The organism is Paracraurococcus lichenis (assembly GCF_030657435.1).
Lineage (GTDB): Bacteria > Pseudomonadota > Alphaproteobacteria > Acetobacterales > Acetobacteraceae > Paracraurococcus > Paracraurococcus lichenis.
Genome location: NZ_JAUTWS010000129.1, coordinates 1 through 8820, shown reverse-complemented (window position 1 = coordinate 8820; position 8820 = coordinate 1). Strand labels below are relative to the sequence as shown.

The 8820-nt window shown below is 68.3% G+C and carries 10 protein-coding genes; 2 read left to right on the top strand and 8 right to left on the bottom strand.

The features are described 5' to 3' along the window. Positions 1-215: 215 nt before the first annotated feature. From Q7A36_RS36485 to Q7A36_RS36460, 6 genes are all read right to left on the bottom strand, one after another. Positions 216-1070 (bottom strand): metallophosphoesterase family protein, encoded by an 855-nt coding sequence (locus Q7A36_RS36485; protein ID WP_305108712.1) that lies wholly within the window; start codon positions 1068-1070, stop codon positions 216-218. Then, entirely contained in the window at positions 1058-1690 is a 633-nt protein-coding gene (locus Q7A36_RS36480) for a phosphonate ABC transporter ATP-binding protein (RefSeq protein ID WP_305108711.1), read from the bottom strand. Before Q7A36_RS36480 ends, Q7A36_RS36485 begins: the two co-directional genes overlap by 13 nt. After that, positions 1690-2439 (bottom strand): phosphonate ABC transporter, permease protein PhnE, encoded by a 750-nt coding sequence (gene phnE, locus Q7A36_RS36475; RefSeq protein ID WP_305108710.1) that lies wholly within the window; start codon positions 2437-2439, stop codon positions 1690-1692. Before phnE ends, Q7A36_RS36480 begins: the two co-directional genes overlap by 1 nt. Continuing rightward, positions 2436-3290: a phosphate/phosphite/phosphonate ABC transporter substrate-binding protein gene (locus tag Q7A36_RS36470; protein ID WP_305108709.1), complete on the bottom strand. Its 855-nt coding sequence runs from the start codon at positions 3288-3290 to the stop codon at positions 2436-2438. Before Q7A36_RS36470 ends, phnE begins: the two co-directional genes overlap by 4 nt. Before the next feature lie 321 nt (positions 3291-3611). Then, positions 3612-3881, bottom strand: a complete 270-nt coding sequence (locus Q7A36_RS36465) for a hypothetical protein (RefSeq protein WP_305108708.1) — start codon at positions 3879-3881, stop codon at positions 3612-3614. Positions 3882-3896: 15 nt separating this feature from the next. After that, positions 3897-4271, bottom strand: a complete 375-nt coding sequence (locus Q7A36_RS36460; RefSeq protein ID WP_305108707.1) for a hypothetical protein — start codon at positions 4269-4271, stop codon at positions 3897-3899. Positions 4272-4997: 726 nt separating this feature from the next. On the opposite strand from Q7A36_RS36460, the gene Q7A36_RS36455 reads away from it, so the two are divergent. Continuing rightward, a complete protein-coding gene (locus Q7A36_RS36455) occupies positions 4998-5381 on the top strand; it encodes a hypothetical protein (protein ID WP_305108706.1) in 384 nt (127 codons plus the stop codon). Positions 5382-5513: 132 nt separating this feature from the next. Next, the gene (locus Q7A36_RS36450; RefSeq protein WP_305108705.1) at positions 5514-5825 is read left to right on the top strand and encodes an HU family DNA-binding protein; all 312 of its coding nucleotides are present in this window, start codon (positions 5514-5516) and stop codon (positions 5823-5825) included. A 441-nt stretch (positions 5826-6266) separates the two neighbouring features. Here the strand turns inward: Q7A36_RS36450 and Q7A36_RS36445 are convergent, their stop codons facing one another. Together Q7A36_RS36445 and Q7A36_RS36440 are read right to left on the bottom strand one after the other, a co-directional pair. Next, positions 6267-6596 (bottom strand): hypothetical protein, encoded by a 330-nt coding sequence (locus Q7A36_RS36445; protein WP_305108704.1) that lies wholly within the window; start codon positions 6594-6596, stop codon positions 6267-6269. Between the two features lie 987 nt (positions 6597-7583). Beyond that, on the bottom strand, positions 7584-8747 hold the full coding sequence (locus Q7A36_RS36440; RefSeq protein WP_305108713.1) for an IS110 family RNA-guided transposase: 1164 nt from the start codon (positions 8745-8747) through the stop codon (positions 7584-7586). Positions 8748-8820: the final 73 nt, after the last annotated feature.

Below are 8820 nucleotides of genomic sequence, written 5' to 3'. Positions count from 1 at the left end.
TCACCGTACCACCCCAGCGCGCATCCTTCCGGTTAGCCTCCAGACTTCAATGACCTGAGCAAATACAATGATTGCCACCCCGGAGAGGCGGCCGTGCTGCGGCGCAGCATGTGCCAAACAGTTCACGAGCAGGCAGGTTCCGGAAGAGGCACATCTGCCGTGGAGGCAGAACGTCGGCTTCCCGCTCCAAGCAGACCTATAAAATCACCAATCGCTCATGCGCTGCCTGCCCTGGACCAAACATGCACTGAGGGTTCGATTGCCTGCCCCCGCCGTGCCCGCTCTGTTGGCGGCAGCACGTCGCAGGAAGGCCACAGGCCTGTCGCCAGGCAATCCGTATAGCCCTCTGCTAAGCCGGCCCTGCGCATCGCCGCTGCCGCGGCCGCATGATCATAGACGAGGGCGCGGCGCTCGATGCGGAGCCCGTCCCGCATTGGCGTCAGCAGGGAGAACCAGGTCCGCGGCGTGCTGTCGTCCGCCGGCATGCCGATCGCGCCGGCGTTGTGCCACAACCGGCCGCCCACCACCCGGGTGAAGGGCTGGCCGCAATGCCCGGCCAGCACCCCCTCCACCCCGGTTGCCGTGATCTCTGCGGCCAGGACGGCGTCGTCGGCCGACGCGAAAAGGAAACGGTTGATGACCTCGGCGCCGCCATGCACGGCGACCAGCCGTAGGCCACCCAAGGTCACATCGATCCGGCGCGGCAGCCCGGCCATCCAGGCGCGCTGCGCCGGCGTGACCTGGCGCGAGGCATGCGCGAACCAGCCGCGCGAGAGCAGGTCGCAGGCGGTGCCCTCATCGAAGCCGCAGCCGCAATCCTCGCCGCCTTCGGCCAGGCTCTCCTCGCAGTTGCCCATCACGGTCGGGATGCCGGTCGCCATCATCAGGTCGACGCAGGCCGCGGCCTCGGCGCAGTAGGCGACGACGTCCCCGGTGCAGAGCATGCGCGCGGTGGGGATGCCAAGGCGCTCCGCCTCCGCCAGCAGGGCCTCGAGCGCCTGCAGGTTGGAGTAGGGGCCACCGAAGCACAGCAGGGGGCCGTCGCATTCCATCCTCATCACACTGGCCATAGCCGTCCCTCCTCCATGCGCAGCCGCCGGTCGGCGATGCGGCCAGCCAGGTCCGGCTGGTGCAGCGTCACCAGCACGGCCCGCCCCTCCCGCCGCGCCAAGCCGCGCAGCAGGTCCAGCACCGCGCGGGCATTCTCGGGATCGAGGCTCGCCACCGGCTCGTCCGCCAGCAGGAGCATCGCCCGCTGCATCAGCGCCCGCGCCACGGCGACACGCTGACGCTGCCCGCCCGAGAGCCGGTCCGCCCGCCGCGGGCCGAGGCCGTCCAGCCCGACCCGCGCCAGGCAGGCGGCCGCTTCCGCCAGTTCGGCGCGTGGCCAGGCGCGCAGCGCCGCCCGCCAGAAGCCGATCCGCCCGAGCGCACCGACCAGCACGTTGTCCCGCGCGGACAGCCGCGCCGCCAGCGCGTGCTGCTGGAAGACCAGCGCGGCGGGCGAGCCGCGCCCGATCCGCCCCGCCGCCACCGGCACCAGCCCGGCGATGGCCCGCAACAGGGTGGTCTTGCCAGCACCGGAGGGGCCTTCCAGCGCCACCACCTCGCCGGCCGCGACCGCCAGGTCGATGCCGTGCAGCACGCGCCGCCCGCCGAGGGCGACGGTCAGACCCTCGATGCGGAGCATCAAACCAGGCGCCGCCGCAACCAGGCCGAGAGCCGGTCGGCCGCGACGACCAGTGCCACGATGACGATCAGGATCGCCAGCACCCGCGAGAAGTCGAGCAGGTCCACCGCGTTCTTCAGCTCCTGCCCGAGCCCGCCGGCGCCGACCAGGCCGAGTACCGTGGAGGTGCGGATCGTCGCCTCCCACACATAGAGCAGGGAGGAGGCCAGCAGCGGCAGGCAGTCCGGGATCAGCACGACCACGGCCGCCTGGGCACGGCTGGCGCCTGCGGTCAGCGCCGCCTCCAGCGGCGCGGGATCGGCGGCTTCCAGCGCCTCCGACCACAGCTTGCCGATGCTGCCCGCGGCATGCAGGGCGACGCCGAGCATGCCGGCGAAGGGGCCGAGCCCGACGGCGGCGACGAAGACCAGCGCGAAGACGAAGCCGTCGATGCCGCGCAGCGTGTCGAGCAGGCCGCGGATGGGGTGGTATAGGGCGGCGGCGGGCGCGACCGGCCGGGCCGCCAGCACGGCCAGCGGCAGGGCGAGCAGCGCGGCGAGGGTGGTACCGAGGGTGGCGATCGCCACCGTCTCCGCCGCCCGTCGCATCAGGTCGGCAAAGCCGGAGAAGTCCGGCGGAAAGGCGCCACCCAGCCAGTGGGCGAGGCGCGGCAGCCCGGCCCACAGCCGCGGCAGGTCGGGTTGCACCACCGCGACGCAGGTGCCGTAGATCGTCACCAAGACCAGCAGCCAGGCAGCGCGGCGGATCATCCGCCGCCGATGCGTCCGAGGGCGCGGCCTGCCGCCTCGATCATCGCATAGCTGTCGGGCTGTGCCGCCACCCAGCCGGTGTAGTTCGCCGGCATGGCCTGCGCCGCCACCGCGGCGTCGATGCCCAGCGCCGCCTCCCTCAGCTTCGCCTTCAGCGCCGGGTCAAGGTCGGCGCGCACGGCCAGCGCGTCGTTCGGCAGCGGGTCGGACCGCCAGACGATCTTCACCTGCTCCGGCGTCACGCGCCCGGCCGCGATCATGGCGGCCAGGTTGCGGTCGTAGTCGGTGGCGAGGTCAACCTGGCCATTGGCGACCGCGATGTCGTTGGCCGGATGCGACGCGCCGTCGCGGTACTTGAAGTAGGTGCGGGGATCGATGCCCTGCGTCCTAAACCAGTAATGCGGCACCAGCCAGCCGCTGGTCGACCCGGCATCGGCGAAGGAGATCGACATCCCTTTCGCGTCCTCCGGGAAGCGGGCGATCGCCAGCTCGGGCCGGGCCAGGATGATCGCCTGGTAGGTTGGCTTGTCCTGGTACTTGACGACCGCCAGCGCCTCGGCGTTCGCCCGGTCCTTCGCCAGCACGTAGCCCCAGGGTCCCATCCAGGCGAGGTCGACCTGCCCGGTCGAGAGTGCGACCGCGATTCCCGCCCAGTCGGTGGTGACGGTCAGATCGAGCGGCCGGCCGACCGCCGCGGCCATCCGGGCAAAGAAGGGTTCGTAGGCGCGGCGAGTGTCGCCCGGGGTCGGCTGAAAGGGACCGACTGCACAACGCAGCGACTGGCCTTGCGCCCGGCCCGCCGCAGGCAGCGCCAGGACCGCGGTCAGGGTGAGCAATGATCTACGTCGCATGATGTCACCCCTTCCGGCCGTCTCCGCCGCACCCTATTCGGCAGTGACGGGTCTCGCCAGCCATGGACGAAAGCCGCTGCCGGCAACACCATTGGCCTCGGCTGGGCTCGCTCCCCGCCCTTCTCGGCTGTTCGGTGGCCGGGTCGCAACGCAGGCTGACCCGCGGCAGGGCCAACACGGGGTAGACAGGCCCCCCTTCCCTGCCCGCCTCCGCGTTGCCTCCCGTGAGGCCCATCGGCCGTCGCGGCGTCACGGATCAGCGAGATCCGTGACGGTGCCCGGCGTGTGCAGCACGCCGCGGCTGAGCTATGGATGCCGTCATCAGTGCCGGCCCTCCACCTTGGGCAGGACGGGGATGCAGAGCGCGGCCAGCGCGTGCGCGGCTTGGTGGCCGGTGCAGATGTGGCGAACGCCATGCGCCCGGCAGACCCGGATCAGGTGCTCGGCTTCCATGGTACGGCCAAGTTCGATGGCGATGAGGAGCCGGGCACTGGCGCGCCCGGGCCCGGTGGTCAGGTCCACCCTGCAGGCTGCCGAGCGCAGGAAGTCGCTCGACAGCGTCACCGGCGGCAGGTTGGGTGTGGTTCCCATGGCCCTGCCCTCCCTCTACGCCGCTGCTGCGAAGGTGACGCTGATGCCGGAGAAGGTCGCCAACACCTCCGCCGCTACCCTCCGCTCGGCTGTGTCGTGTGCCGCCGCGTAGTGCTGCGGAACGGCGGCGATCAGGGTGAGGAAGGCCAGGACAGCGGCGAAGGCCGCATCCTCGCCCACCTGCTCGGCAAGCGGCAGCCACTCGCCGTAGCGCAGGTGGCACGCCGCCCGGAACGCCGCGCCGTCGGCGCAGACCTCGCAGCAGCGGAGGCCGGCCAGGACGAGGGCTATGTCGCCCGGGTGGTGCGGCGAGGGGTGGTCGATGATCGTCACGCCCGGCGTGGCGGCGAGACGGTCGCGGCTGGACTGGTTTATGGAGAAATGAGCCACGGTCCTGCTCCTCACAAGCGGGGTGGTGGTCAGGGCCGGGTGGGAAGCTGGAACTTCCTGCTCGGCCCGCTTCGCCTTGTCCTGCGAAGCAAAAAAATACTACCATAAAATACTGGACCAGGCACATTAAGCTACGATACGCCGTCAATTCGTAATTTGTGCCACCTTCAGAGTGTCTTGGTGCTTCGTTTATGGGCTTCGATACTTCGCCCTGAATCGCGCGCAGGCCGATGAAAGCCACCCCATTTCGTCCTGTGTCTTTCGGCATGGCGACGCTTCGGTTCAGAGCCTGCTCGTTGCTTCAGGTCCAGCCGGCGCCGACCTGCCCCACCGCCGTGCCACAACAGAGCACCAGTCCGTGGTGGCGCGGTTCGCATCCCGCAACAAGGACCATCTGTTCCTGCGGCGAGTCAGCTGGAGTGGCGCCGTGCAGACCATCGACGACCCGGCCTCGCCGCCACCCCTCATCCGAACCTCGCGGCGGGCGCCTGGGGCGAGCCGAGCTATAGCTATCGCGGCGCCACCATCCAGTGCCTGCCGGACTGCCTTCGCCGCGGCAGCATCGGGCGCCACGGCGCCCCCTGTGGCACAGGCTTTCCGCATCTGGACCAGGCCGTCCGCCTCCGCCTGGGAGAGCACTGACCACGCCAGGACCCGGCCGAAAGATCTGACCGACGCGTGCGAGAGCCCTTGCGGCGAGGGCCGGCGATGGCCTTGTCTGGGCGCATGACCCATTCCGAAGCCAACATCTTCAGCCCCGCCGAGCGAGAGCTCATCCGGCGTGAGTTCGGCCAGCGCTTCGGCACGTTTCCCTCGCTCGCCGAGGGTATCTTCCTTCGCCGCTGGCGCACCGGCCCGCAGGCGGGTCAGGCCAAGATCCCGAAGGTGGTGACCGGCCTGATCGAGCGCGGGCTGGTCGCGCTCTCGCCCGAGCCGGTGAGCATCCTGGGCACGCGCGCGTTCTTCACCCCGGCCGGCGTCGCGGCGGTGCGGGTGTTGCTGCAGGACCGTCGCGCGATGGACCCAGCGCGCTACGGCCACCTGCGGCGCGAGCTCGGGCTCGACCCAATCGAGACCGAGCACGCCGCGTCGCAGTCATGGTGTCGATGAGCCGGAGATGCAGAACCCATCGGAGGCGTGAGGCGAGCACGGTCTGCAACCGCAATTCCTTGACGCTGGGCTGCACTCAAGGCAATCAGCGGCGCCGCCGCATGGTGCGGTGGCGCGTAAGAGAGTTGCCCCTTGTCCAAGCGCTTCCTGACCGACGTCATCATCGAATCCACCGGCATGCCGGCCAGCCGGGCCGGTGCACTTGCCGCCGACATCATCGGCGCGATCCGGGATGAGATTATCAGCACCGGCCGCTTTACCCTCCCAGAGTTCGGCGGGTTTGTTGTACGCGAAACCAAGGCGCGCACCGCGCTGAACCCGCGCACCGGCGAGCAGGTCAAGGTCAAGGCGGGTGCGACGGTGAAGTTCAAGGCCAGCCCGAACCTGAAGCAGGACGCCATGGCCGGCCTGAAGAAGGCCAAACGGAAGGCCGCGCGAGGGTGACACGCGCGATCTGCGTCCAACGGAACGCTACTGCGACGCCAGCCTGTCCTCAACGACAAGACGCCCGCTCAGGTTGTCGCCAGACACATCGAGAAGCGCGGCAGCCCGGTGTCACAGGGCCGAGCCGGACCGGACGACATCGCCAAAGCGCGGCTCAGCGCCGAAGCAGCGAAGGCGGTCACACGACCTGACAGTTTGGCCAGTTGCCTATGCAATCGACGTGTTCGGCATCGTCCTGGTAATCGCTGCCGTCGCTCTGCACTGCACCAAGGCAGGACGGTGTCGCGCAGCCCTCACCGCGGTGGATCCTTTTCCGGCATAGCCAGTGAGACCCGATTTCGAACCGCGCCTTCAAAAGCACTATCGCCGGCTCGGTAGATGTGACACGCACCGAAGCGCATGGCTTGCCACCCTGCAAGCCATGGCTCCATACCGGGCATCCTACCGTGCGGCCATCATGCTCGGCATTGCGGGCTCTTTGTAGGCAACGATCGGACCGTCACCGGAGTTGCCTATCATCGTCGCACCTTCGCGGCCAACATCACCACGCGGCTTGCCCGAGTAAGCCACGCCGTAGCCGGTACCGGACGCGACGAGGCGCGCTTCACCGTTACTCCACCCCGGGGCGTTATGCCGGACCGCTTCGGCGCGTGTCATCTCAGCCATCGTTTGGATGCTGCCACCGTCGCTGTCATCGGCACGGGCCTGCGGAGCGTTGATCAGGAACGCTGCTGCCAATGCGACGAAGCCCAGAGCCATCATGCGGGTCATCTTTCCATCTCCTCTTGTCGTCGTTGTCGACGAGGAGACGTTAGATGTTCGATGTTGGCACGGCTGTGCCGCAGGACACAAATGAAAGCAAGCGAACCTCGACCCGAAAATGACGAGCTGCGTAGGCCAAGCACTTTGCGTTCGTAGCGAGCGCGCGTGAGCCTCTCTCGGTTTGCCGCCCTGACTCGATGTGATAGTGTGGACGCCCCCAATGGCATCGATGCGCAAAGATGGTTCTGTCAGAATTCGTGCCAGACCCAACGACGTGAGGTGACGGCCGCGTTCAGCCTACGCCGCTTCGAGAATGGCGAGCACACTGTTGGCACGACGAAGGTGAAGCAGGCGACGGCGGCAGGCAGAGACGTATTGCGACACAAGGTGACCAACGGGACTGCCGCGAGATTGGTGGAGGGAGTGTCAAAAACCTGGGGCGCTATGCTGCGAGCTGGATCGCCTGCTGGCCGAAACGGCCGTCCAGCACTGCGGCCCTGACCTGCAGCACGCGGTGGGCCCCTTGGGGCGACCATCGCATCTGCTGCCTCACATGAGGCGTCTCCCCGTCAAGGGGACGTTCATCAGCAAATGGACGGCCATTGCCAGGGCAGTTGGGCCCGAGCCCAGGCGTGGCAGAGGGCGGAAGGTGAAGCTTGGCGCCGATGGCACCCAGGCCGAACGCGCCGCCCGGCCGCAGCGACGATGCATGCCGCTGTCGACTACACGTTTCGCCTCCTCGGGCAGCCCCTCGGCAAGGCGGCTTCCAGGTTCGAGCCCATCTCCGTCCCGGTAGTTCCGAACCAGGACAACCTCACATTCGGTCGGCCTTAACCGTAGCCGCACCACGATCCCGCTTACGGCGGGTAGGGCTCAGGAGGGTGAGACCATTCTTGTTCACGGCACTTGAAGCCACACAGCAGATCGGTTCACCCACCTGGATCCGTCAGGACCTGATCAGGGTCCTGCCGAATGGGAATGCGACGGCCGGAGCGCTCAGGCGGCCTTCATCACCGCACCCTTGATGATGACGCCGTGGCTGGCGAGTTTCCACAGCGCAACCAGCAGCTTGCGAGCCAGGGCGACGATCGCCCTCTTCTTCCCGCGGCCGCCGGCGCGCGCCACGCGCTCTCGGAACCAAAGGCTCAGCTCCGATGTTGGCTGGTTCCGCAGCCATAGCCAGGCAAGCTGGACCATCATGGTTCGCAGCCTCGGGTTCCCCGTCTTGGATAGGCCCTGTTCGTGTTGGACCGATCCGCTCTGCCATGGCGTCGGCGCCAGCCCGGCGTAAGCCGCCACCTGCCGCCGGTTATCGAAGGAGCGGAAGAAACACTCCAGCCAGAGCACGGCAGCGAACTCGGGGCCGATCCCTTTCAGCTTTGCCAGCGCCGCAACCGGCGCCGGAGCTGCGCTGGACACGGGCGCGAGCAGGTCATCCCGCTCCGCCTCCACTGCCTTGATCTGCTGCAGCAGGAGCTCCAGTCGATCGAGCTCGCGGCCGATCTGCGCCTCCAGGTGAGCGGGCAGAGGGCGGCCGTCTCCGGTTGTGAGCTCCTTGAGTTGCTGCCGGCGGTCGCGGTGCAGGGGCTCGTAGCCGTGGATGCCTTGTGCGAACAGCATTCCTTTGATCCGACTGACGTGCTCCACCTGCTCCGCCACCAGCGTCTTGCGCTCGCGGCAGAGCCTGCGGCGGTCCTCCTCCTCGGCACTTGGTGCCCTGACCATGCTGCAGACGCGCGGTTCGCCACGTTTGTAGGCCAGCAGCGTCCGCAACAGCGCCTCGCCGTCGATCCGGTCCGTCTTTGCCCGACGCCGCCGGCGCGAGGTCAAGATCGAAGCGGCATCCACGACGTGGCTCTCGATGCCCTCTCGCTCCAGCACGCGATGGATCCAGAAGCCATCCAGCCCGGCTTCCTGGATGACGATGATCGGGAAGACCTTGCCCGTGCGGGCCTCCGCCGTCGTCCGCAGCTTGGCAAACTGATCCAACAGCCCCACAACGTCCCCGCCGCGGACCGAGTGCTTGGACATCTTCTCTCCGCCGCCTGGCGACAACGAGGTGACCAGCCAAGCCGAGCGGGACAGCTCCAGCGACACGAAGATCGCAGCCAGGTTGACCTGTAGGGCAGGCTGGGCAGAAGCAGGTGCAAATGCACACATCATCGCCTCCCGAGTGCTGGTGAGCGGCTGTATTCTGCCCAACAGTCTGCCGCTTTTCACCAGCCCATAGGAT